The following is a 22,996-nucleotide window of genomic DNA, read 5'->3' as shown; positions in this document are numbered from 1 at the left end:
GCAATCTCGTATAGCGCGTTATTTTCTTTGTGCAATAAGCATAGGATAGAGAAGGGGGGAGTGCGACCGTAGAATATTGAAGTTTTGTCTAGAATCTAAAAAACAGTTGCAAGCTGCCGTAATTGGGTTGTATCGATGTAATAAGGTTACTGTCCCAGTTGTAGGGAACGAAATGATAAGCAGCTTCGAGACCTATATACGTTTTTCTCGAAAGATGGCGCATAGCAGCCAGCGCCAAGGTACTGCGCATGGTATTTATATAGAAATGACGGACGGATCGTGTTTCGTAGTAGTCATAACCATCATCGTAGTAGCCTTCATTGACTTCTGAAAGCCCTGTCGTTGCCATTTCCCAGAATAAACCTGCTTTAGGGGCAATAATAAATTTATCGTTGTCGAAAATCTTATAAGCCACTGTACCGCCAATGCCAAGACTTGCCATCGATCGAATGACTTCTACCTCATCATATAACCTATATTCTACCTCCCTGTCGTTGCTGTTGATGCGTACCTTTACTCCTGCCTCAAACAGGAAAGGATTGGAGAGCCTGGAAGAAAAGAAGACGCCTAATGTCGGGCTTGTTTTAAAGACAGGATCTGATCCTGTTAATGGGAATTCTGCCCCTGCATAAACGTTGACGCCATGACGGTATTTACCGTAATACCTGTCAGATGCCGGCCCCTCTTTACTTTTACTTGACGGTTGAGGTGCTGTTTGCTTGTGTACTTGATAAAATTCTTCGATATGGTCAGCAAATAACAAAGCTATTTTTTCTTCTTGTTCGGTAAGTGTATAAGATGATGAATTTAACAGCGCTAAAGCCTTAATCTTGGTCAATGAATCAATAGCATGACGTAGCGGGACAAAGTCAAAATCAGTTTTGTTGTTTTGGTAAATTTGTGCATACTTTTCTTCCTCAGAATAGTCCCAGCGCATCACCAATACCTCCTGATAATTCTTGGATAGATAATCAGCAATAATGTCTCCTGTCGTTTTTTTCTCGATCAATAAACGGAGAATACGGAGGCGCTGTATAAATTCATTTTCACCGCAGCCGCTCTGAATCGTATTTAAAACAGGATCTAGGCTTTCAAAATCATTTTTGCGGAAAATGTCGACAAGTTTTTTCAAGGCTACATTTGTGACTTGCTCACAGTCCTGCGATTTCCCCGGCGTATCATATTCTTCGTTCCCATAACTATAGAAAGAAGTACAAACAAGTTGTAGAAACAGAAGAACAGTTAAAATTTTAGCCATGGTGCAACAAATCGCTGTCCAAAGTAAGGAAATTAATTTTATTTTACTTTTTTTTGCGGAAAAAAAAGTAAACAAAAAAACTCCCGCTTCGAATGTTTTACATTAGGGATAGTACTAAGAATTAGTTTGTACATTGTAAAACATTCGAATGCGACATTTTAAAGTTAAGGGAGGGTTTGTACATTAATGCATTGTCCCATTCTTAACCTTGAATGTCGCATGCAAATTTTTGAGGTTGTAGAGCCCCATCCTTAGTACTATCCCTTTCCTCAAAGATTTGAAGCGACGAGGTTTTGCTTCTTTTTACGGGAAAAAGAAGTTAAAAAAGGTACTTTTGCAGTATGCGTTCCATTTTTCGTTTTAAACAGTTTGAGATAGACCAGGGCAATTGTGCGATGAAGATCAATACGGATGGTGTGTTGTTAGGCGGGTCAACTTGTTTTCCGGAAGCGGAGCGCATATTGGATATAGGCACAGGCACTGGTGTGATTGCCCTTATGCTGGCGCAAAGCCACCCCCGTGCTCGTGTGGATGCGGTCGAAATTGATGAAAATGCGTACGGGCAAGCTAAAATAAACTTTCAGGTTTCTGATTTTTCGGATCGTTTGCAAGTTTTCCGGGGCTCGTTTATCGACATGAAGCCAGCTGGGTGTTATGATTTAATTGTATCTAATCCACCTTTTTATACAAATTCATTACATAATCCAGATGCGCGAAAACGTTTGGCTAAACACACGGACATATTATTTTTTAAGCGGTTGTTGTCATTCGTGTCGCACTACCTTACAAATAAAGGCCAATTTAGGCTGATTATTCCAGCTACGTTGGCAGATGAGGAAATTGCCCCTATACTTTCCGACTATCAATTGCATGTGCAGCATGAAATGAGGATATCTTCTTTTGCAGGGGAGTTACCGATGAGGAAAATATGGGGTATTGGGAAGAAAGCAGTACCTTTAAAAGTACACGATTTTGCTATTTATGCGGAAAAAGGAACTTATTCTGCTCAATATAGCGCATTAGTGAAACCTTATTTTTTAGCGTTCTGATATGACAAAGATTGGACTAATATCGGATACCCATGGTTTTTTGGACGACGCCGTTTTCAAATACTTTGACCAGTGTGATGAGATATGGCATGCAGGAGATTTCGGATCTGTCGCTATAATAGATTCCCTAGCGGCCTTTAAGCCTTTCAAGGGTGTATGGGGTAATATTGATGGGAAGGACGTCCGTGCAGTATGCCCGGAACACCTACGTTTTTATTGCGAAGACGTGGATGTGTGGATGACCCATATCGGAGGGTATCCGGGGCGTTACGCGGCGCAAGTAAAACCTGAAATTGTTCTCCACCCACCCAAGGTTTTTATTTGTGGACATTCCCATATTTTAAAGGTGCAATTTGATCCTAAACTGGGTTTGTTGCATCTCAACCCCGGTGCCGCAGGGAAACAAGGGTGGCATAAGGTGCGTACATTGATGCGTTTTGATATTAACCGTGATAAGATAGAGAATATGGAAGTGATCGAATTGGGAATACGATAACGCAACAGCTTACAGGCTGTCCCGGACCTCAACCAAGAATTTCTTTAAACGTTCCAGTGAATCGATAACTCGCTGGTTCTCTTTTACTTCATTTTTATTAGAACGGATGTAATCTCTCGCGCCTTGCAATGTGTACCCTTTGTCTTTGACAAGATTGAATATGATTTTTAGGTTGGCGATGTCGTCTTGTGTGAAAAGCCGATTTCCCTTTTTATTTTTCTTCGGTTGTATAATATCAAACTCCCGCTCGTAAAAACGTATCTGTGACGCGTTCACACCAAACATGGCCGTCACCTCACCCATGGTATAATAGAGCTTATTTATTTCACGTTCTTTGTACGGCATATCTTCCGAGAATTTGTAACCTAAACAAATATACAATCTATGGTTGGATTTTAAAAATAGGTTTTTGAAAGCTATCTTGATGTTATAAATTAATACCTTTGGATATGGATATACTTATATGGACAATAGGTCGAGAGGAGATTGTTATTGTATCTATTTTGGTATTTATATTGATTTTTTTTGGGATTGTTTTTAGTCGTTTGTTGAAGAGGAAGTAATCCGTACCTTTGTTCATAGAATAGAAAATTTGAGACTATGAGTACACAAAAAGGTCCTGTTTCGCAATTTATTGAGAAAAACTACCTGCACTTCAATGCAGCTGCCTTGGTAGATGCGGCTAAAGGATATGAGACACACCTCTTGGAGGGTGGAAAAATGTTAATCTCATTGGGCGGTGCTATGAGCACCGCTGAGTTGGGAATTTCATTGGCAGAAATGATTCGCCAGGACAAAGTTCACATCATTTCTTGTACAGGCGCGAATTTGGAAGAAGATGTGATGAATTTAGTGGCCCATTCACATTATAAACGTGTGCCGAATTATCGTGATTTAACGCCCGAACAAGAGCGTGGATTGCTAGATCAGCATTACAACAGGGTAACGGATACTTGTATTCCGGAAGAGGAAGCCTTTCGTCGTTTACAGAAACATTTGGAAGATGTTTGGCATGCTGCAGAAGAGAATGGTGAACGTTATCTACCTCATGAGTTTCTATATCAAGTAGTGAATTCGGGGGTGTTGGAACAATATTACGAAATTGATCCAAAGAACTCTTGGATTGTGGCAGCGGCAGAGAAAAATCTCCCTATTGTGTGTCCAGGATGGGAAGATTCGACAACTGGAAATATCTTTGCTTCGAATGTGATTAAAGGTAACCTAAAAGCCAGCACAGTGAAGTCAGGTATCGAATATATGATCTATTTAACCGAATGGTATCGTGAAAATTCTAGTGGAAAAGGTGTGGGGTTCTTTCAAATTGGTGGCGGTATATCGGGTGATTTTCCTATTTGTGTAGTGCCGATGATGTACCAAGATCTAGAATGGGAAGACGTACCTTTTTGGTCTTATTTCTGCCAGATTTCGGATTCAACAACTTCCTATGGTTCGTATTCGGGGGCTGTTCCCAATGAAAAAATTACTTGGGGTAAATTGGATATAGACACACCGAAGTTTGTGGTGGAGTCTGATGCTACTATAGTGGCACCGTTGATTTTCTCCTATATCTTAGGACATTAGCAGCGTGTCGAATTAAGTGATGAGTAGGGCTATACATGCTGTAGTCTTACTCATCGTTTCTTTCATTAACCTTTCTCCCCACCGATGAGCCATTTAAAAACAGACAACCCTATTGCACTACAAGCCCTATTATCGGAGACGCTTTTTATTCCAAAAGAGAAAGTGGAGTCAGCGGTTTCACCTGTAGGCAGTGTAGTGGATGATGCAAGCAGAGAAAAAGCAGAAGAGTTTATTTATCAAGGAGATAAATCGACCGGCATCTTGTTTATCTTGCGTTACCCGGACTATCCTTATTTTTCACCGCAGGCGGAAGACGCCTTTGTGAAAACTTTGGGAGCGCTTAACTTTTCGTTTGAAAATGTTGCGGTCGTTAACTTAGCGAATCCGCACAATCCCAATGATTTCAAGCGGATCATGCAATTTTTTCAACCGACTAAAATTACCTTGCTTGGCGTAGAACCTATCTCACTTAAACTACCCGAAATTGCGCACAACGCGTATATGAAGGGCAAGGTCGCAACGGTGTTCAATACGTTTAGTTTTGAGGAAATGTTTGCAGACGTGCAAAAGAAAAGGCTATTTTGGAATGAATTCAAGACATTTATTGTATCGTAAACATGGAGTTAGTATTTGCAACGAATAATGCCCATAAGCTTGAAGAAGTTCAAGCGATTGTTGGGGATAAATTTACTATAAAATCTTTAACCGATATCGGTTGTTCGGATGATATCCCCGAAACAGGCGTGACCTTTGAAGAGAATGCCAAACAGAAAACAGATTATCTTTTCCATAAATACGGGCTGGATTGTTTCGGCGACGATTCCGGATTGGAGATAGATGCGCTCAATAAAGAACCTGGTGTCTATTCCGCACGTTATTCCGGTTCACGTGATATGGAAAAAAACATCGATTTGGTGCTAGCCAAATTAGGCGATAATCCGAACCGAACTGCCCGTTTTCGAACGGTCATTTCCCTTTTTCGAGATAAACAGCAACATTTCTTCGAAGGTGTTATCGAAGGAGATATCATTCCGGAACGTCGGGGTTCGGGCGGTTTTGGTTACGATCCTATTTTTATTCCTAAAGGGTATGACAGAACGTTTGCGGAAATGACGGCCGAAGAGAAAAATCAAATCAGTCATCGAGCTATCGCGGTAGGGAAGTTAGCGGAATTTCTGTCATTTTGAGATACCTCAAGAGCCTGATGGCGCCCCCATATGCGCATTCACGATTGTTCATAACCGTTACTCCGTGTGAGGCGTATTTTCTTCCTCCATCGGCTTCACAGGCGCGACTTCCTTCGGCATCGCTTCTTTTTCTCCAGTAGTTATTGGAGCCTCCTCCTCTTGCAGAGCTGCTGTTTCGTCTTCCTCTACCGGCGTTGATGTCTCTTCCACATTTTCTACAATGTCATCGACATTTCCAGTGGAGCTTTCATCTCCGGGATTTTCAGTAGAAGCCGCTGGTTTTTCGACCTCCCTTTTCCGGTTCATCATGTCTTCTTTCGATTTCGGCCGATCCTGCGGTCGCCAGACAAACCCAGGCAAAACTTCATTTTCCTGCGTCACCTGCTTGAAGGGATAAAGCTTTTGGTCTACTTTCCGTATGGTGATGTAGTCAATAATTTTTTTACCCTCCATCTTGATTTTGATACGTGCGCCGCGGTCGTGGAACATCTCTGTTATCCGGTGGGTTTTATCGTTCGTGGCAAAGCTTAAATTCTCCGCATTCCCGTCCACATACATCCTATCAATGGAATTGTTGGCAAAGAAAGCGGTGATTTTTCGGCCTTTAAGCTGGTTGAATTTAACGGTGTCCAACACGGCGTTTACCATAAAGGCGTTATTAATCAATAGCGCATTATCCATTCGCTGGTTTCGAATCTGCATATAGATCGTGTCGGACGAAATTTGTGATCCTTCTGCCCAAATCATGGGCCGACCCATAAAACGGAACATAGAATCTGCCATCCCATAATAAACGGAATCAGCTACCGCTTGCAGGTCAGATTTGAACATCCGGACATTGTAGTAAGCTTTGACAATACGTGTCCTGGCGGTATCCAAATATGCTTGGTCGGTGGTGTCTTTGAACGTTGTGTCGGGCATTTGTGCAACCGATATGGCTTTATTGATCAGGCTGTCTGCGGTTGCTTCTTTGGGCATGTCAGCTTGTTGTCGTAATATAGAATCCTGGGCCATGCTCCGTGCAATATCTGCCCGCGCCGTCTCCTTCATAGCCAGTTTTTTGCTGGAGTCAACCGGTATTGCTTTCTTGATTTCCGCCGGCTTCGCGATGGCTACCTTCTCTTCCACTTTTTTTGCCACGGCGGCCTCCACGCTATCTGCGTCAATACGATTAATCATTGTGCTATCGATGGATATACTATCCATAGAAATGCTGTCCATAGCCATGCCCTCGTCGTCCGATCCATAGTCTTCCTCGTCTCCGTAATCGACATCGTCGTCAGTCTCAATTTCTCCGCCGCTTCGATCCAGTTTGAAGTCTAGCGCTTCGTAATCACGAAGCATAATCATGCGCGAATAGAGCGTATCGGCCGTCATATATACAGAATCTACCTTAGCGGTGTCTCGGGGAAGTGCTGTTTGTGTAGAATCTGTTGCGGTGATAATTTCTTTGTCGGCAACGATATCGTCCTCTTCGATTTGTACGATTTCTTCCTGCACTACAGTGTCCTCCTTTGTTGCAGTTAGATTGGATTCAAGGGAATCTACTGAAGCGATTGCGGAACTGTCGGTAGGTACGGTACTGGTAGAGTCGTTTTCTACCACCATTGTGATCACAGGCTTGTCGGTCATGGTAATAGACTCATCCGCTTGATCATATAGGCCGTAGCCACCGTAGGCATAGAATTTATCCAAGGTATCGACAAATACGACGTTCCGATATGCTTTTCCTACACCCGTAGCACGATCATAGTAAAGACTATCCCCCTTTAAAAAACGCGTTCCTTCGGTATATAAATTGTTTTTGTTGAAGTTGGCGACACCTTTTTCTGTATTGTAATTACCTCTTTCGGTATATAGGTTCTCTCCGTTATTTCCTTTGATGTTTGTTGGTCCAAAGAAATAGGTCATGCGCTGGTCGGAATTGTAACGCATCGTATCGGTATAGATCTTTACATCGGGCGTGCGCACCACGACTTTATTGCGAAAATAGGCATCTTGCGTGTTTTCGAAGTAGTAGGCATTTCGGGAGGTAATGGTGTCACCTTTGGATATAATCCTTCCACCGCCGGTATAGTTGCCTATTTTGTCGCGCATCTTATAGATGAGATGATTGGTTGTCAATACCGAATTCGCATCAACCATCCGTACATTATTCGTTAACGTTGCAATTTGCGGGGAGGCATCATAATGCAGCCGATCGGAATAGATAATTGTTCCGGACGGTTGGGTAATAACTACATTTCCAAACGCCTCAAAGAACTGCCGACCAACCTCGTCTTCGTAGATAATGCCGCTATCAGCGGATAACGTATTACCCTTGTGCGCGTAAACAGGCTGAATACTGCTGAACCCCTGTTGGTCAATAATCGTACTATACCTAGAAGAGATTAAACGCAACTCTTCCTGAGCAAACAACGATGTGAGCCATATGAGATTTAAGATAAGCGCAAAGCAGTATTTCACGGGAGCAAAAATAGGTATTTAAATAGCAAAAATTTGTTAAAGTAAATTTTTCATGTTCTTTTTCCCCCGCGAAAAGAACCAAACCGAACGAAGTGAGCTCATGGATGCCAAAATAAACACTTATCCATAAAAGCTCGCCACTTTAAAATTTTGAATGGAGGGGATAGTGTATCTATAATGTTTCTACATATTTCAAAATTTTATATGTGGCATTTAGAGGTTAAAGAAGGGTTCACGCAATTGTATTATCCCCCCTTAATCTCTGACGTCCATAGTAATATCCCCCTTCTCAAAGATTCGAAGGACGCTTTTTTGCACAACTTTTTTCTAAAAAAAGTTGTTTAAGAAAAACATCTATTAACTTTGACTTATGAATCTAGTTCACCGTTTTCAACGATATATGCAAGAAACACTGGGCATTAGTGTGAATGATAAAGTGTTGCTAGCAGTTAGTGGTGGGCGGGATTCTATGTTAATGGCCCACCTGTTTTTAGCGGCAGGTTATCCTTGTGTGATAGCTCATTGTAATTTTCACTTGAGGGAAGTGGATGCTGATTTGGATGAGCAACTGGTAAAAGAATTTGCTGAACAACATAAAGTGCCTTTTTTTGTGCGGCATTTCCAGACCAATGATTATGCAGAAGAATACGGCCTATCCACCCAAATGGCGGCACGTGAGCTGCGCTATGCTTGGTTTAAGGAATTACGTGAACAGCAAGGAGCCCTGTGGATTGCCATTGCGCAACATCAGGATGATCATATTGAAACGGTGTTGCTTAATCTGACACGGGGGACAGGTTTGCAAGGTCTACAAGGTATTCTTCCTAAAAGAGGAAACATAATTAGACCCATACTCTTTTTGTCATCGGAAGAGATCACAACCAGTGTAGAGGAATTGCAGATTCCATTTCGGGATGACCAATCAAATTTTTCTACAAAATATGCCCGAAACAAAGTACGCCTGGAAATCATTCCGAAATTCAGGGAAATCAGTCCAGAGTTTGACGATATCATGTGCGAGAATATTGTTCATTTTCAAGAAGCGTATGATTTGCTCCAATCATTTGTTGTACCGATCCGAAACGAGTCGTTTATTCCCGTAGGCAGTTTAATTCGAATTAGCAAAGCAAAATTGGAACCTCATCTTCAACGACTTCCTTTATTATTTGAACTGTTCAAGCCGTATGGTTTTTCGAAGAGTGTTTTAGCGGATATGCGGAAGCATTGGAATGGAGAACCGGGTAAAATATTTTGTTCTACGCAATATGAGCTGTTACTGGATAGGGAAGACGTCTGGCTGAAAGTGCAAAAGGAAAAACAGTGCTCTCATGTTGTTAAAATCCATGTAGACACGGCTGCGTTTTCTTTTGCAAATAGGGAGTTCGCAGTTTCGATAGACGGGGATACGTCACTTCGTCGATCAGAGAATGTTTTACAGGCGGATTTTGAGAAATTGCAGTTTCCATTGGTATTACGTTTCTGGAAAGAAGGTGATTATTTTTATCCACTGGGCATGGGAGGGAAACGTAAAAAAGTAAGTGACTACTTTATCCAGAAGAAAATAGGACGGTATGAGAAGGATACGATTCCTATCTTAATAAACGGAAATGGTGATGTTTTATGGATTGTCAATTATCGTGCAGATAATCGGTACAAGATAACGAAAAGTACAAAAAAAGTCTTTACTTTAGTTTGTAAATAGAAGCTATGAACGGACATTATCTTTTTCAGGAAAAGCAGTATTTAGGACGGGATGCTACGTGGGTTAGTGTGCGGATGATTTTGGCTTTGTTTTGTTTTGTGGCATATTATTTAAATATAGAGAATCTGCCCTCAGGACAATTGTTCTTCATCGTGGGGACAAGTATCATTGTAATCTCTATCATCATGATTTACATGGTGCACTATAAAACAACAGTAGAAGGTAAATTCTTGATCCTGAGTGGCCTGTGGTCGTCTAAGCTAGTTAAAATTGACCTGTATAATATTGCGAAAGTGGAATTAAAACCGTATAATACTTTTATTTTCAATAATCCGGTTTACAATTTGCATAAAGGAGGGAAAATCCGTTTTTATTCTGGTGGGAAAGATGCAGTGTGGCTGACGGATAAAGAAGGTTTGACATATATTATTGGTTCGCATAAAGCAGAAGAACTAGCTCGAGCGGTTATGGAAGCTAAACGAAGGTTGAATACTTAAATTTTGTTAAGGACTTTGATGCTGACATTCTGTTGACGGAGGAAAACGAATTAAATTAGTAAATTTGAGGAAAACGTTAAAAAAGCATGGAATTACTTAAAATACTCGCTATATTTTTGCTGGTCTTTTATGGATTGAAATATTTGTTCCGCTTGCTGATGCCTTTTGCTTTGCGTAAAATGATGGAACGCCTCACGAATAAAGCGCAACAGCAACAATCTGCAGGAGGGCGGAGCGGGACATATTCTTATACTACCGGAGGAAACCCCTTTGAACAATTTAAGCAACAAACACCACCTGAAAATGAGGGAGAGGTACGTGTGGACTACGTGCCACGAGAGGAAGCTAAATTAAAGAAAGGCACACAGACTGCGGGGGAATTTATCGAATTCGAAGAGATTAAATGATCGATTTGCTATCCCACTCTTTTACTTTTGATTTTGCAAAATGTGGTTGAAGCAACTCGCTGTTTTCAATTTTAAAAATTATACAGAATCATCTTTGGAATTTTTGCCAGAGATAAATGCTTTTGCTGGCGCTAATGGGGCAGGGAAAACCAATTTACTTGATGCTATCCACTATCTCGCTCTATGTAAGTCTTATTTCAACCCAATAGATTCTCAACATATAAAAAAAGGCTTTGACTGGTTCATGGTGCAAGGTGAGTTCGAGCGCAATGAGATGCCTGATATTATTTCTTGCAGTTTAAAGAGAAATCAGAAAAAGCAGTTTAAGCGTAATAAAAAAGATTATCAACGTCTTGCAGATCATATTGGCTTATTCCCATTGGTCATGATTTCTCCTAATGACGCTGTTATCGTGACTGAAGGAAGCGAAGAACGGCGCAAATTTATGGATAATGTTATTTCTCAAACCGATAACCATTATTTAGATATCCTTATTCAATATAATAAGATTCTTTTGCAACGCAACGTGCTGCTCAAACAGGTCAAGGAAAAAGGGGTATTGGATCTTGGATTATTAGATATCCTAAACCTTCAGCTGGCAGAAGTAGGCGAGCGGATATTTGCAAAACGAATACAGTTTATGGCCGAATTCCTGCCTGAATTTGAACGGTACTATGCGTTCCTAACAGAAGGAGCAGAAGAGGTTTCATTGGTTTACGAGTCTCCATTGATGGGGACAGATTTTGCAACCCTGCTTCGCGATAGTATGGAGAAAGATCGTGTCCTGGAGCGAACTTCGCAAGGGATCCATAAAGATGATCTTTTATTTACCATTCATGATAATATGGCATTAAAGAAATTCGGTTCACAAGGCCAACAAAAGTCATTTTTAATTGCCCTTAAATTAGCGCAATACAGTTTCCTCCGAAACAACAAGACATGCAAGCCGATACTGCTATTGGATGATATTTTTGACAAGTTGGACGCCAACCGCACGAAAAAATTAATGCAGCTTGTTTCAGAAGACGAATTTGGACAGATTTTTATTACAGACACGGACGCAGAAAGAATAAAAGATATTTTCGATGAAATAGCGCAGCCAATTCGTATTTTTGAGGTGAAAGAGGGAACTATAGATGTACAAGAAGAAGCTGGATGAAATTCCTACGAAAGACGACATAGGCATTAAGGAGGTTATCGAAAAATGGATCGAGACCTATCGCTTACGCTCCAAATACGATGAATCGTCGATAGTCAATGCTTGGCCCGATATTATCGGAAAAGCCATTGCGAATCGCACGCAGCAGATTTATATTCGCGATAAAAAACTCTTTGTTAAGGTAGAATCAGCAGTGATTAAAAATGAGTTGGCCTTGATGCGCCGTCAGATTATTGGACGTGTGAACGAATATGTAGGGCACGTGGTCGTGGAAGAATTCGTAATTCTATAGATACACTTCGAGAATACCTTTTCCTTCTCTCAAGATCTCAAATTCACCTGATGTCACGTCGACTACAGTAGATGCTATATTGTCGCCATATCCGCCGTCAATTACGAGATCGACCAGGTCCTCGTATTTCTCATGAATGAGCTCCGGGTCGGTCGAATATTCGATGATATCATCTTCATCACGAATAGAAGAAGTAACGATCGGATTGCCCAACTCTTTGACAATTTCTCGAACAATATTGTTGTCAGGGACACGGATACCCACCGTTTTCTTTTTGGTGCTTAGCAGTTTGGGGACTTGGCCGCTGGCATTAAAAATAAACGTAAAAGGACCGGGCAGTGTTTTTTTCAACACGCGGAACACCGCGGTATCGAAGGGTTTGGTATACTGTGAAATGTCAGTTAAATCATAGCATATAAAAGATAAGTTGGACTTCTCCGGTTTAAGACCCCGTATTTTGCAAACGCGTTCGATAGCTTTCTGGTTCGTGATATCACAACCTATACCGTATACGGTGTCCGTAGGGTATATAATGACGCCACCTTTTCGAAGGACATCTACTGCCTGTTCGATAAATTTTGGGTTGGGGTTTTCCTCGTATATTCTGACTAGCATACCATTATAACAACGTAGAGACGCAAAAAGTTGCGTCTCTAATCTGTATTTGTTAAAATTCTGCGTTTTTGGGTGTTCTCGGAAATGGAATGACATCCCGGATGTTAGTCATGCCGGTTACAAATAGCACAAGACGCTCAAAACCCACACCAAAACCAGCATGTGGAGCAGACCCAAAGCGACGCGTATCTAAAAACCAATCCATTTCCTCTTCGGGAATGCCCACTTCTGCCATACGTGTGAGCAGCTTGTCCAGATTTTCCTCACGTTGTGAACCTCCCACCATCTCACCAATCCCCGGAAACAGAATGTCCATCGCACGTACGGTATGACGCCCCTGTGCATCCGGCTCGTTCTGTTTCATATAAAACGATTTTATTTCGCGCGGATAATCAGTAAGAATCACCGGTTTTTTATAGTGTTTCTCTACTAAATAGCGTTCATGTTCTGATTGCAAATCAGCGCCCCATTCGTCGATAAGGTATTTGAACTGCTTTTTCTGGTTAGGCTTGCTCCGTTTCAGAATTTCAATCGCATCCGTATAGGTAACACGTTCGAAATTGTTTTCGACAACGAAATTCAATTTTTCAATCAGCCCCATTTCAGCACGTTGGTTCTGAGGTTTTGACTTCTCTTCCTCCAGTAGACGGTTGTTCAGCAGCTCAATTTCTTCAGGACAGGTGTCGAGGGCATATTTGATGACGTATTTTAACAAATCCTCAGCAAGATCCATGTTGTCGTCTAGTTCATAGAAAGCCATTTCTGGTTCTATCATCCAAAACTCAGCTAAGTGGCGTGTTGTATTGGAGTTTTCTGCTCGAAAGGTAGGGCCAAATGTATAGATGTTTCCCAATGCCATCGCCGCAAGCTCACCTTCCAATTGGCCCGATACGGTCAAGTTTGTCGGTTTACCGAAGAAATCTTCTTTAAAATCTATTTCGCCCGATTCCGTGCGAGGGGGATTGTTCAAATCCAAGGTCGTGACCTGAAACATTTCGCCAGCGCCCTCCGCGTCAGATCCGGTAATAATGGGCGTATGCATATATGTGAAATCCCGCTCGTTGAAGAATTTATGTACGGCAAATGCCAGTGCATTACGGACCTTGAAGATGGCATTAAATGTACCTGTACGGAAACGTAGATGTGCTATTTCCCGTAAGAATTCTAAGCTATGTTTTTTCGGTTGCAACGGATATTTTTCCGGATCTGAATCCCCTAGGATAGTCAGCTCGTTCACTTTAATTTCTACGCGCTGGCCCTTTCCCAACGATTCCACAAGTTGTCCTTTTACGCGTACCGCCGCACCCGTTGTTATTCTTTTCAACAAAGCCTCTTCTGTATTCTCAAAATCTACAACAGCTTGGATATTGTTTACGGACGAACCGTCGTTGATAGCAATAAATTGGTTGTTGCGGAAGGTTCGTACCCAGCCTTTTACGATGACTTCTTTATCGAATTCTTCTGATTTTAATAAGTCTTTTATACGTGTGTGTTCCATTTTAATAATATTTTCTTTTCTTCATTTTTTTCTTGATGAAAAGATTCACTTCATTTTTTCCTCGATGAAAAAACGAAGCAAAAAAATCAAGACTGAATATGGTTCTGCTATTTTTGTTTGCCTATGCCTAACAGCATGAAACTCGCTTCGCTCAAACAGCATGCTGTTTTTAACGGAATAGTCTGCATAAAAATGGCCGCAGAACAATATAAGGTCGTTTTAGTCCGCGTCGTTACTTACCTTACTGATCGCATTTATTTACGCAGTACACACGGCCAGTTTGTCTTTCAGCACGCAATGCACCATCCCCCTCTTAACCTCTGATGTCGCATCCGGATGTTTGAGGTCTGTAGGAACTCATTCTTAGTACTACCCCATTATCTCAAATATCCGAAGCGACGATTTTTTTTGCTTCTTTTTTTTGAGCGAAAAAAAGAAGTTAAATAACCTCTTAATAAAAAAAACCGGTTTTCGAAAGGAAACCGGCTTTTTATAATATTGTCTTTACTATCCTTTCAGTACTTTCGTTACTAATTCTGCTGCTTCTTTCAATAAAATAGCAGAATAAACCTGTAAGCCAGAATCATCAATCAGTTTCTTTGCTTCTGCGGCGTTTGTACCTTGAAGGCGAACGATGATAGGCACCGGAATATTTCCAATTTCTTGATAAGCATCGATTACTCCTTGTGCTACACGATCGCAACGAACAATACCACCGAAGATATTAATCAAGATCGCTTTTACATTCGGATCTTTCAAGATAATATTGAAACCAGCTTTTACCGTTTCTGCGTTTGCTGTGCCTCCTACATCTAAGAAATTCGCGGGTTCACCACCAGCGATTTTAATAATGTCCATAGTAGCCATAGCTAAACCGGCTCCATTTACCATACAACCCACGTTACCATCCAGCTTTACATAATTCAAGTTGGATTTTCCCGCCTCTACTTCCGTAGGGTCTTCTTCCGCCAAGTCACGCAAAGCAGCGTAGTCTGCATGACGGTATAATGCATTTTCGTCAAAATTAACTTTTGCATCAACAGCTAATATCTTATCATCGGATGTTTTCAATACAGGATTGATTTCAAACAACGAAGCGTCGATAGCATCATAAGCCTTATACAAAGCGGCGATAAATTTCACCATTTCCTTATGTGCAGCGCCGGAAAGACCTAGGTTGAAAGCAATTTTACGTGCTTGGAAACCTTGTAAGCCTGCTTTAGGATCTATTTCTTCTTTGAAGATCAAGTGAGGTGTTTTTTCCGCAACCTCTTCAATATCCATACCTCCTTCGGTAGAGTACATGATGATATTACGTCCTGTTGCCCGGTCTAGTAAAACTGAAACATAAAATTCTTTGACTTCACTCTCTCCAGGGTAATATACATCCTGCGCAACCAAAACCTTACTTACTTTTTTCCCTTCGGGGCCTGTTTGCGGAGTAACCAACTGCATGCCGATGATGTCTGTCGCACGCTGAGATACCTCGTCACGGTTTTTAGCCAGTTTCACGCCGCCTCCTTTACCCCGGCCACCCGCGTGGATCTGTGCTTTTACAACCACCCAATCCGAATTAAAATCTTGTTTTAGTGTTTGTGCCGCCTCGACAGCCTGCTCCGGAGTTTCTGCAAGGATTCCTTCTTGAACTCTTACGCCAAAACTTTTAAGTATTTCTTTTGCTTGATATTCGTGAATGTTCATCTTAAAAAATTTGTGGTAAAAATATGGTTTTTAAATGGAAAGGGCAAGTAATCTTTTCTTCCTTTTTTCATTAACGTAGTTTGTCTACAGAAGGCGATGAAGCTGCCATGAATTAAATATAATACGATGTGATTTTCGAAAATCAAGGCGGTTTCTTACCTTCGCATTATGATATTGGAGGCAAACCAAATATATAAGTCTTTCGGAAAGTTGCCGATTTTGCGCGGTGTAGACCTGTCGGTGGACACCGGAGAGATTGTCTCCATAGTAGGCGCATCGGGGGCAGGTAAAAGTACATTGTTGCATATTATCGGTACATTGGACAGGCCGGATAGCGGACGCATCGCCATTAACGGCACCAACGTAAGTGAGCTGAATGAAAAGAAGATGAGCTTATTTCGCAATAAGCATATCGGTTTTGTTTTCCAATTTCATCATCTATTGCCCGAATTTACTGCGCTCGAAAATGTTTGTATCCCGGCATTTATCAGCAATGTAGGAAAAAAAGAGGCGGAAACAAGAGGTATGGAGCTTTTGGAACGGTTAGGAGTTCTACATCGAGCCCAACATAAACCGTCAGAGATGTCGGGAGGAGAACAACAACGGGTTTCGGTAGCACGTGCTTTGATAAACAACCCCTCTTTAATTTTAGCAGACGAGCCGTCCGGCAATCTCGATTCGGAGAATGCCGCTTCTTTACATCAGTTGTTTTTTGAGTTGCGCGCCTCGCTTGATCAAACATTTATCATCGTTACGCACAATGAAGAGTTAGCCAATATCTCGGACAGGACGGTTCATATGCGTGATGGAGAGATTCTGGATAAATGATGGACACGATTTTAATTACATACGGGACCCGACCTTTCGCACAGCGTGTGGGTAGGCTATTGTCTTCTCGTTATGAAATAGCTTACGCCAGTTCGGAACCATTTCCAGATATATTGTTAAAGCAAAGCTACCATCGTATTCCTACGGGAGCAAACCCGACATTTGCACATGAAATGTTGAAACTGTGTTTGGATAATGGGTACCAGATGATACTCCCTTTGGGTAACATGGAATTGCAGCCATTGAACGAGGCTGAGATATTATTGGACGAGTATGGAATAACGGTACTATTACCTCGAAATCTAGAAGATTGCTTCATGCTTGAAAATCCATCTGGAGCGGTTCATGTAATGAAAGCTGGCAAAGATATGTTGACCGACGAACAATTGTGTGATGGTTCCTTTTCGGGTGTGGGCATGTTGTCTGATTCAGGTGAAGATCCGATTCTGTGTTTAATTTAGATGATGAGTAATAGTGATTTTTCTTTAGATAAGTCGGTTTACGTTTTTGAAATCGACGACGTGTTGTATCCCAAACGGGATTACCTGCTACAGATATATTATTTGTTTTCGAATTTTGTAGAATATACGGAAGGACGGGCTTTATCAGCGGATATTGTGCACTTTATGAAAGAAGCTTTGGAAACAGTGGGAGAGAAGGCAGTACTGCAAAAGACAATACTACATTTTGGACTAAATGAGGGATATTGTGAAAATTTCGAAAGGCTGAAAGCTAATGCTCATTTACCATTGAAACTTTTTTTAAACGACGATATTAAAACATTATTGTTATCTTTATTCGAGAAAGAAAAAAATGTGGGGATCCTGACAAATGGAAACCCGGTAGAGCAACTAAATAAACTTAAACACATCGACTGGCAAGAGCTGTCAGCATTTCTGCCTTCGCTAAAAGTGTTTTTTATACGCGAATTGGAATTCCGAAATATCAATCCTATTGACTATTTGATGGGGGAGTATCAGGTGTCGACAGAAGAAATTCAAGTCGTTACGGCGAAAAGACTCGAGTTTTGATAGATGATTTTACCAATAAAAAGAACACAGTATGAAGAAAAAACCGGCAACGATAAAAGAAATTGCGCGTAGATTGAAGATATCGCCTTCCACCGTTTCACGGGCATTAAACGACCACCCAAGTATTGGATTAGTAACCACGATGCGCGTGAAAAAAGTTGCCGAAGAACTGAACTATGAACCGAATCAGACAGCTATTTTTTTTAAACAGCGTCGAACGTTCACGATTGGTGTCATTCTTCCGAGTCTTTCGGAACCTTTTTTTTCCTCTGCTATCAGCGAAATTGAAAAAGTCGCGGGAGAACACGATTATACAGTGCTTATGGGACAATCGCATGACGATGCCGCGCGCGAACTAAAGATACTTCAGACATTTAAAAAACATCGAGTGGACGGTATCTTAATGTCTTTAGGGAAAAATACAGAAGATCTGAGTTTTGTCGAAATGTTAAACGATGCGGAAATTCCAATTGTTTTCTTCGATTGTGTTCCAAAAATTGAAGGGGTCAATAAAGTATATAGTGACCTTGCTACCGGCATGCGGGAAGCCATTCAAGCATTTGCTTCGATAGGGCATCAGAATATTGCGTTGATTAATGGGCCAGCGAATTTACTAGCGTCACAGGAGCGTGCTGCAGCTTACAAAAATGGGCTGGAAAGTGAACGGCTAGTATATAACGAGCGCTATGTAATTCATACGGATTTAACGGAACAAGGGAATGTCGAGGCGATAGACAAATTGCTGACGTTGCCCCAGCGTCCGTCCGCCATCGTTTCATTTAACGATTTTGTCACGTTAGATGTAATTAAATACGTTCGTCAGAAAGGGCTAGTGCAAAAGAAAGATGTGTTTTTCATCAGCTACGCCAATTATCCCTTATGGAAGTACATGGAGAATCCACCTATGGGGAGTATAGAACAATATCCCGACCAACAGGCACGTAAAGCTGCAGAAATTTTATTCAATCGTATTGGTTCGGACGATCAAGTCGAGCCAGAAACGGTGGTTTTTGAATCAAAACTGGTGTTAAAATAGGAGAAGCAACTCGGCGTATCCAAGTTGCTTCGCATGCTCTTATAAATGAATGACCTCATCATAAGCCGCTGCAGCAGCTTCCATAATGGCTTCACTCATGGTTGGGTGTGGGTGAACGGCCTTAATCATTTCGTGTCCTGTGGTTTCCAATTTTCTGGCAACAACAACTTCTGCAATCATTTCCGTAACATTGGCACCGATCATGTGAGCTCCAAGAAGTTCACCATATTTAGCGTCAAAAATCAATTTAACAAATCCATCTTTGGCTCCGGCTGCAGAAGCTTTACCCGACGCTGAGAACGGGAACTTACCGACTTTTAGCTCATAGCCAGCTTCTTTAGCCGCTTTTTCCGTATAACCTACTGAAGCTATCTCCGGTGAACAGTACGTACATCCGGGAATATTATTGTAATCAATAGGTTCAACGTGTAGACCCTTGATTTTTTCCACACAAGTTATTCCTTCTGCAGAAGCGACATGTGCTAGGGCCTGACCCTTTACGATGTCACCGATAGCATATACGCCATCAACATTTGTCTTGTAAAAATCGTCTACAACTACGCGGCCTTTATCCGTTTTAACGCCTGCTTCTTCTAGACCTAAATTTTCAATATTTGGGCTGATACCGACAGCAGAAAGAACAACCTCCGCTTCAATCGTTTCCGTGCCTTTCGCCGTTTTGATGGAAACTTTCGACAAGTCGCCCTTGGTATCGACTGATTGTACCTCGGATTTAGTCATGATATCGATACCTGCTTTTTTTAATGATTTTTCCAATTGCTTGGAAACCTCTTCATCTTCCACAGGCACAATTCTGTCCATGAATTCTACGATGGTCACTTTTGTACCGATAGCATTGTAAAAATAGGCAAATTCAACGCCAATAGCTCCCGAGCCTACAACAACTAGTGATTTGGGTTGTTTAGGAAGATTCATTGCTTGTCGGTACCCGATGATTTTTTTACCATCCTGGGGTAGGTTAGGTAACTCACGGGACCGCGCACCGGTCGCCAATATAGTATGTTTAGCGTTGTATTCCTTTGTTGAACCGTCGGCACCTTTTACTTCGACCTTGCCGCCCTTTTTAATCTTAGCAGTACCCATGATGACATCAATTTTATTCTTCTTCATCAAGAACTGAATACCTTTGCTCATGCCGTCAGCTACGCCACGGCTTCTCTTCACAATCGCAGAGAAGTCCGCTTCGCCGCCCTGAACCTTGATTCCGTACTCTTCGGCATGATTTAAATATTCGAATACTTGTGCACTTTTTAATAAAGCTTTGGTCGGGATACAACCCCAGTTTAAGCAGATACCGCCGAGCGCTTCACGTTCTACAATTGCTGTTTTAAAGCCTAATTGAGAGGCGCGGATAGCAGCGACATATCCTCCTGGACCACTACCGATTACTATGATGTCGTAGTTCATAATGTGTGTTATTTTTAAGCGTATGCATTGTACATGGTATATTCCAAGTGTGCATATAATTTAAATGTTTTTGTAGTAAAAGACTTGTGCGCATAGCGAACGTTCCAAAAATACATATTTTTTTTCATCTGTATAAATGTTTTTAAGGTGATGAAGCTATCCGTATCAAACACCGTTTTTCGTGTTTGACGATAGGCCAGGACAAGATGTTTTGACCTGCATGTCAAACTTTGGTCAATAGATAATTAAAATGCGACGCTATTGGACTTTAGACCGTAAGTTTGCGAAAACTTTTAATCGATCACTATGCTACGGATTTTTCAACAGATTGCGTTGTGGGAAGCTGTCTCCACTGTTGTTCTCTTTTTTGTTGCTATGCCTTTAAAATATCTAGCAAATATTCCGGAGGCCGTTCGTGTCGCCGGCTCCATTCACGGTTTTCTCGTCGTGCTTTTTGTCATCCTACTAATTATGTGCTGGAACGAATATAAGTGGCCGTTTAGCCGGGTAATAAAGTACTTTCTTGCATCGTTAATACCGATTGTGTCCTTTTGGGTTGAGCGAGATGTAAAGAAATTAATCATTTCTCCTGAGAAGTAGGATTTATTTTCCGGTTTTCTCAATACCCATATAAGCATATGTAATTTCGGTTTTATGATGTGGGACAGGGGTGCCGTCTTCGTCCAAATTGACGAACACTAATTTATCAATCGACAGAATGGTTTTGCGGGTAATTTTATTTCTGACCTCGCAGCGCATTGTGATAGATGTTCGTCCGAAATTGGTAGCTTCAATGCCCATCTCTATAATATCTCCTTGCTGTGCGGAGCTTACAAAATTAATTTCCGAGATGTATTTTGTGACGACCTTTGGGTTACCAAGTTGCACAATCGCGTAGATGACGGCTTCTTCGTCAATCCAGCGCAGTAGCGTGCCACCAAATAGCGATCCGTTGGGATTTAAGTCCTCCGGTTTTATCCATTTTCGGGTGTGAAAATTCATAAAGGTTTGTGTTTTTCGTTTTATTGTCCAAAAAAGTAAAAGGCAAGATGATCGATCTTGCCTTTTATGATTTAAGCGTGAATTGCTCTGTTTGCCGTCGCGGCTAATGCAGCCTCTTTTATAGCTTCGGTAAATGTTGGATGGGCATGGCATATTCTGCCTATATCCTCAGCTGATGCTCTGTATTCCATTGCTACAACGGCTTCTGCAATCATATCAGCCGCGCGTGGACCGATCATGTGTACGCCTAATACTTCATCTGTTTCAGCATCCGCCAAAACCTTGATGAAACCATCAGTGTCTCCAGAAGCCTTCGCACGTCCGGATGCCTTAAAAGAAAACGAGCCACTTTTGTATTTTAAACCCGCTTCTTTCAGTTGTTCTTCTGTTTTTCCCACGGAAGCCACTTCTGGCCAAGTGTATACAACACCGGGGATTAGATTATAGTCGATATGTGGTTTCTGGCCCACGATATGCTCTGCCACGTAGACGCCTTCATCTTCTGCTTTGTGCGCAAGCATCGCCCCTTTTACGACGTCGCCGATTGCATAAACACCTTTTACCGAAGTTTCCAAATGCTCATTAACCGAGATCTTGTTTCCTCGTTCTTCGGTTTGGATACCGATATTCTCCAACCCTAAACCTTCTGTATAGGCCGTCCTTCCCACGGCGACAATACAATAGTCCCCTTCTATGGAAACAGTCTCACCCTTGGGGTTTTCAGCGGTTACGGTCACCTTTTTGCCTTTTGCAGTAGCACCTGTAACTTTATGCCCTAAGAAAAATTCCATACCTAGATTTTTCTTTAGCACACGTTGCAGCTCTTTCCCTAAGCCGCCGTCCATTGTGCCAATAATCGATTTAGCAAATTCTACGACCGACACCTTTGCACCAAGGCGAGCGTAAACAGAACCCAATTCCAGCCCGATTACACCGCCGCCGATAACGATGAGGTGTTTTGGCACCTCAGGGAGATTTAATGCTTCCGTGGAAGTGATAATTCGTTTTTTGTCAACTGGCAAAAAAGGAAGTGCTGTAGGTTTTGAACCTGTGGCTATGATTATATTTTTTGCTTTTAGTTCTTCTAAACTACCGTCGTTTTTGGTTACTTTAACGGTGTTTTTATCGATGAAAGAGCCAACGCCTTCATAGGTGTCTATTTTGTTTTTCTTAAAAAGAAACGTAATACCAGCCGTATTTTGTGAAATGACCTCATTTTTACGTTCCATCATCTTTTTCACATCTATTTTTAGGTTGCTTAAACCGATGCCGTGTGATTCAAAATTGTGCGCCGCATTGTGATAATGCTCTGAGCTATCTAACAATGCTTTGGATGGAATACACCCTACATTCAGACAGGTACCACCAAAAGTGCTATATTTTTCGATTACAGCCGTTTTAAGTCCAAGTTGGGCACAGCGAATGGCGCTTACATATCCACCGGGACCGCTTCCTATAACGATTACGTCGTATTGCATAAAAAAAGTATTGTAGTTTCGGTCTCAAAGTTAACGATTTAAATAAATTTAATTGTATTTAATGCATAAAATAACGGCGGCTTTCGCTTTTAAAAGATTTCGTATGTTTTCAGTTTAACCCTTGTGTAAAATAAAAAAGAGGCCGTCTCAAAAATAACTGAGGCGGCTTTTTCATTTTTGGAGGTTTCCCAATATTTTTATCGAAGGTTTTCTGTTTTTCTGATTCTGTAATGGTTTTGGGAAGACCGGAAGGCATGTTCTGTTTTCAGGGTAAGCTGCCGGTGT

The 22,996-nt window shown here is 41.5% G+C and carries 24 protein-coding genes; 15 read left to right on the top strand and 9 right to left on the bottom strand.

Annotation, left to right across the window (positions count from 1 at the left end; genetic code table 11):
- Nucleotides 1-88: 88 nt before the first annotated feature.
- On the bottom strand, nt 89-1,258 hold the full coding sequence (locus C5745_RS00130; RefSeq protein WP_105714933.1) for a hypothetical protein: 1,170 nt from the start codon (nt 1,256-1,258) through the stop codon (nt 89-91).
- Between the two features lie 341 nt (nt 1,259-1,599).
- On the opposite strand from C5745_RS00130, the gene C5745_RS00125 reads away from it, so the two are divergent.
- Nucleotides 1,600-2,307 (top strand): tRNA1(Val) (adenine(37)-N6)-methyltransferase, encoded by a 708-nt coding sequence (locus tag C5745_RS00125; protein ID WP_105714932.1) that lies wholly within the window; start codon nt 1,600-1,602, stop codon nt 2,305-2,307.
- Nucleotide 2,308: 1 nt separating this feature from the next.
- Nucleotides 2,309-2,803, top strand: a complete 495-nt coding sequence (locus tag C5745_RS00120; RefSeq protein ID WP_105714931.1) for a metallophosphoesterase family protein — start codon at nt 2,309-2,311, stop codon at nt 2,801-2,803.
- A 9-nt stretch (nt 2,804-2,812) separates the two neighbouring features.
- Here C5745_RS00120 and C5745_RS00115 read toward each other — a convergent pair whose 3' ends face one another.
- Nucleotides 2,813-3,148, bottom strand: coding sequence for a MerR family transcriptional regulator (locus C5745_RS00115; protein WP_105714930.1), 336 nt, complete (start codon nt 3,146-3,148; stop codon nt 2,813-2,815).
- Nucleotides 3,149-3,403: 255 nt separating this feature from the next.
- Here C5745_RS00115 and C5745_RS00110 point away from each other — a divergent pair, with 255 nt between their 5' ends.
- From C5745_RS00110 to C5745_RS00100, 3 genes are all read left to right on the top strand, one after another.
- Nucleotides 3,404-4,384 carry a deoxyhypusine synthase family protein gene (locus C5745_RS00110; RefSeq protein ID WP_105714929.1) on the top strand — a complete coding sequence of 327 codons (981 nt, stop codon included), beginning with the start codon at nt 3,404-3,406 and terminating at the stop codon, nt 4,382-4,384.
- An 84-nt stretch (nt 4,385-4,468) separates the two neighbouring features.
- Complete coding sequence (locus C5745_RS00105) at nt 4,469-4,999, top strand: hypothetical protein (protein ID WP_105714928.1); 531 nt, start codon at nt 4,469-4,471, stop codon at nt 4,997-4,999.
- Nucleotides 5,000-5,001: 2 nt separating this feature from the next.
- A complete protein-coding gene (locus C5745_RS00100) occupies nt 5,002-5,571 on the top strand; it encodes a non-canonical purine NTP diphosphatase (protein WP_105714927.1) in 570 nt (189 codons plus the stop codon).
- A gap of 57 nt (nt 5,572-5,628) precedes the next feature.
- On the opposite strand, the gene C5745_RS00095 is transcribed toward C5745_RS00100, so the two are convergent.
- The gene (locus tag C5745_RS00095; protein WP_243403189.1) at nt 5,629-8,037 is read right to left on the bottom strand and encodes an OstA-like protein; all 2,409 of its coding nucleotides are present in this window, start codon (nt 8,035-8,037) and stop codon (nt 5,629-5,631) included.
- A gap of 370 nt (nt 8,038-8,407) precedes the next feature.
- On the opposite strand from C5745_RS00095, the gene tilS reads away from it, so the two are divergent.
- The 5 genes from tilS to C5745_RS00070 all read left to right on the top strand — a co-directional run bounded on the left by tilS (nt 8,408) and on the right by C5745_RS00070 (nt 12,094).
- Entirely contained in the window at nt 8,408-9,739 is a 1,332-nt protein-coding gene (tilS, locus tag C5745_RS00090) for a tRNA lysidine(34) synthetase TilS (RefSeq protein ID WP_105714926.1), read from the top strand.
- A 5-nt stretch (nt 9,740-9,744) separates the two neighbouring features.
- Entirely contained in the window at nt 9,745-10,236 is a 492-nt protein-coding gene (locus C5745_RS00085) for a hypothetical protein (protein ID WP_105714925.1), read from the top strand.
- Between the two features lie 86 nt (nt 10,237-10,322).
- Nucleotides 10,323-10,643 carry a DUF4834 family protein gene (locus tag C5745_RS00080; protein ID WP_105714924.1) on the top strand — a complete coding sequence of 107 codons (321 nt, stop codon included), beginning with the start codon at nt 10,323-10,325 and terminating at the stop codon, nt 10,641-10,643.
- Between the two features lie 40 nt (nt 10,644-10,683).
- Entirely contained in the window at nt 10,684-11,802 is a 1,119-nt protein-coding gene (gene recF, locus C5745_RS00075; protein ID WP_105714923.1) for a DNA replication/repair protein RecF, read from the top strand.
- Entirely contained in the window at nt 11,780-12,094 is a 315-nt protein-coding gene (locus C5745_RS00070) for a DUF721 domain-containing protein (RefSeq protein ID WP_105714922.1), read from the top strand. The genes recF and C5745_RS00070 overlap by 23 nt, the downstream gene beginning before the upstream one ends.
- Here C5745_RS00070 and C5745_RS00065 read toward each other — a convergent pair.
- The 3 genes from C5745_RS00065 to sucC all read right to left on the bottom strand — a co-directional run bounded on the left by C5745_RS00065 (nt 12,089) and on the right by sucC (nt 15,908).
- A complete protein-coding gene (locus tag C5745_RS00065) occupies nt 12,089-12,709 on the bottom strand; it encodes an L-threonylcarbamoyladenylate synthase (protein WP_105714921.1) in 621 nt (206 codons plus the stop codon). The genes C5745_RS00070 and C5745_RS00065 overlap by 6 nt on opposite strands.
- Before the next feature lie 52 nt (nt 12,710-12,761).
- Nucleotides 12,762-14,207, bottom strand: a complete 1,446-nt coding sequence (gene asnS, locus C5745_RS00060; protein WP_207795667.1) for an asparagine--tRNA ligase — start codon at nt 14,205-14,207, stop codon at nt 12,762-12,764.
- Between the two features lie 507 nt (nt 14,208-14,714).
- On the bottom strand, nt 14,715-15,908 hold the full coding sequence (sucC, locus tag C5745_RS00050) for an ADP-forming succinate--CoA ligase subunit beta (protein WP_105714918.1): 1,194 nt from the start codon (nt 15,906-15,908) through the stop codon (nt 14,715-14,717).
- A gap of 168 nt (nt 15,909-16,076) precedes the next feature.
- Here sucC and C5745_RS00045 point away from each other — a divergent pair, with 168 nt between their 5' ends.
- The 4 genes from C5745_RS00045 to C5745_RS00030 are packed head-to-tail and all read left to right on the top strand — an operon-like array spanning nt 16,077 to nt 18,803.
- On the top strand, nt 16,077-16,736 hold the full coding sequence (locus tag C5745_RS00045) for an ABC transporter ATP-binding protein (protein ID WP_105714917.1): 660 nt from the start codon (nt 16,077-16,079) through the stop codon (nt 16,734-16,736).
- On the top strand, nt 16,733-17,197 hold the full coding sequence (locus C5745_RS00040; RefSeq protein WP_105714916.1) for a hypothetical protein: 465 nt from the start codon (nt 16,733-16,735) through the stop codon (nt 17,195-17,197). Before C5745_RS00045 ends, C5745_RS00040 begins: the two co-directional genes overlap by 4 nt.
- Entirely contained in the window at nt 17,198-17,767 is a 570-nt protein-coding gene (locus C5745_RS00035) for an HAD family hydrolase (RefSeq protein ID WP_105714915.1), read from the top strand.
- A gap of 31 nt (nt 17,768-17,798) precedes the next feature.
- Nucleotides 17,799-18,803 (top strand): LacI family DNA-binding transcriptional regulator, encoded by a 1,005-nt coding sequence (locus tag C5745_RS00030; protein WP_105714914.1) that lies wholly within the window; start codon nt 17,799-17,801, stop codon nt 18,801-18,803.
- Nucleotides 18,804-18,842: 39 nt separating this feature from the next.
- On the opposite strand, the gene lpdA (C5745_RS00025) is transcribed toward C5745_RS00030, so the two are convergent.
- Nucleotides 18,843-20,231 carry a dihydrolipoyl dehydrogenase gene (lpdA, locus tag C5745_RS00025; RefSeq protein ID WP_105714913.1) on the bottom strand — a complete coding sequence of 463 codons (1,389 nt, stop codon included), beginning with the start codon at nt 20,229-20,231 and terminating at the stop codon, nt 18,843-18,845.
- Between the two features lie 306 nt (nt 20,232-20,537).
- On the opposite strand from lpdA (C5745_RS00025), the gene C5745_RS00015 reads away from it, so the two are divergent.
- Entirely contained in the window at nt 20,538-20,831 is a 294-nt protein-coding gene (locus C5745_RS00015) for a DUF3817 domain-containing protein (RefSeq protein ID WP_105714911.1), read from the top strand.
- Between the two features lie 3 nt (nt 20,832-20,834).
- Here the strand turns inward: C5745_RS00015 and C5745_RS00010 are convergent, their stop codons facing one another.
- Together C5745_RS00010 and lpdA (C5745_RS00005) are read right to left on the bottom strand one after the other, a co-directional pair.
- The gene (locus tag C5745_RS00010; RefSeq protein WP_105714910.1) at nt 20,835-21,233 is read right to left on the bottom strand and encodes an acyl-CoA thioesterase; all 399 of its coding nucleotides are present in this window, start codon (nt 21,231-21,233) and stop codon (nt 20,835-20,837) included.
- Between the two features lie 71 nt (nt 21,234-21,304).
- Nucleotides 21,305-22,711 carry a dihydrolipoyl dehydrogenase gene (lpdA, locus tag C5745_RS00005; protein ID WP_105714909.1) on the bottom strand — a complete coding sequence of 469 codons (1,407 nt, stop codon included), beginning with the start codon at nt 22,709-22,711 and terminating at the stop codon, nt 21,305-21,307.
- Nucleotides 22,712-22,996 lie beyond the last annotated feature (285 nt).

Origin of the sequence: Sphingobacterium haloxyli (assembly GCF_002980525.1) — a bacterium.
Taxonomy (GTDB): domain Bacteria; phylum Bacteroidota; class Bacteroidia; order Sphingobacteriales; family Sphingobacteriaceae; genus Sphingobacterium; species Sphingobacterium haloxyli.
This window is presented reverse-complemented; position numbering and strand designations above follow the sequence as displayed.

Bases quoted from the DNA above. Each gene is read 5' to 3' on its own strand.
- C5745_RS00125 (WP_105714932.1), top strand. From the start codon at position 1,600: ATGCGTTCCATTTTTCGTTTTAAACAGTTTGAGATAGACCAGGGCAAT.
- lpdA (WP_105714913.1), bottom strand. From the start codon at position 20,231: ATGAACTACGACATCATAGTAATCGGTAGTGGTCCAGGAGGATATGTC.
- C5745_RS00035 (WP_105714915.1), top strand. From the start codon at position 17,198: ATGATGAGTAATAGTGATTTTTCTTTAGATAAGTCGGTTTACGTTTTT.
- C5745_RS00015 (WP_105714911.1), top strand. From the start codon at position 20,538: ATGCTACGGATTTTTCAACAGATTGCGTTGTGGGAAGCTGTCTCCACT.
- sucC (WP_105714918.1), bottom strand. From the start codon at position 15,908: ATGAACATTCACGAATATCAAGCAAAAGAAATACTTAAAAGTTTTGGC.
- C5745_RS00130 (WP_105714933.1), bottom strand. From the start codon at position 1,258: ATGGCTAAAATTTTAACTGTTCTTCTGTTTCTACAACTTGTTTGTACT.
- C5745_RS00105 (WP_105714928.1), top strand. From the start codon at position 4,469: ATGAGCCATTTAAAAACAGACAACCCTATTGCACTACAAGCCCTATTA.
- lpdA (WP_105714909.1), bottom strand. From the start codon at position 22,711: ATGCAATACGACGTAATCGTTATAGGAAGCGGTCCCGGTGGATATGTA.
- C5745_RS00010 (WP_105714910.1), bottom strand. From the start codon at position 21,233: ATGAATTTTCACACCCGAAAATGGATAAAACCGGAGGACTTAAATCCC.
- C5745_RS00085 (WP_105714925.1), top strand. From the start codon at position 9,745: ATGAACGGACATTATCTTTTTCAGGAAAAGCAGTATTTAGGACGGGAT.
- C5745_RS00045 (WP_105714917.1), top strand. From the start codon at position 16,077: ATGATATTGGAGGCAAACCAAATATATAAGTCTTTCGGAAAGTTGCCG.
- C5745_RS00070 (WP_105714922.1), top strand. From the start codon at position 11,780: ATGTACAAGAAGAAGCTGGATGAAATTCCTACGAAAGACGACATAGGC.
- C5745_RS00115 (WP_105714930.1), bottom strand. From the start codon at position 3,148: ATGCCGTACAAAGAACGTGAAATAAATAAGCTCTATTATACCATGGGT.
- C5745_RS00065 (WP_105714921.1), bottom strand. From the start codon at position 12,709: ATGCTAGTCAGAATATACGAGGAAAACCCCAACCCAAAATTTATCGAA.
- asnS (WP_207795667.1), bottom strand. From the start codon at position 14,207: ATGGAACACACACGTATAAAAGACTTATTAAAATCAGAAGAATTCGAT.
- C5745_RS00110 (WP_105714929.1), top strand. From the start codon at position 3,404: ATGAGTACACAAAAAGGTCCTGTTTCGCAATTTATTGAGAAAAACTAC.
- tilS (WP_105714926.1), top strand. From the start codon at position 8,408: ATGAATCTAGTTCACCGTTTTCAACGATATATGCAAGAAACACTGGGC.
- recF (WP_105714923.1), top strand. From the start codon at position 10,684: ATGTGGTTGAAGCAACTCGCTGTTTTCAATTTTAAAAATTATACAGAA.
- C5745_RS00080 (WP_105714924.1), top strand. From the start codon at position 10,323: ATGGAATTACTTAAAATACTCGCTATATTTTTGCTGGTCTTTTATGGA.
- C5745_RS00120 (WP_105714931.1), top strand. From the start codon at position 2,309: ATGACAAAGATTGGACTAATATCGGATACCCATGGTTTTTTGGACGAC.
- C5745_RS00030 (WP_105714914.1), top strand. From the start codon at position 17,799: ATGAAGAAAAAACCGGCAACGATAAAAGAAATTGCGCGTAGATTGAAG.
- C5745_RS00040 (WP_105714916.1), top strand. From the start codon at position 16,733: ATGATGGACACGATTTTAATTACATACGGGACCCGACCTTTCGCACAG.
- C5745_RS00100 (WP_105714927.1), top strand. From the start codon at position 5,002: ATGGAGTTAGTATTTGCAACGAATAATGCCCATAAGCTTGAAGAAGTT.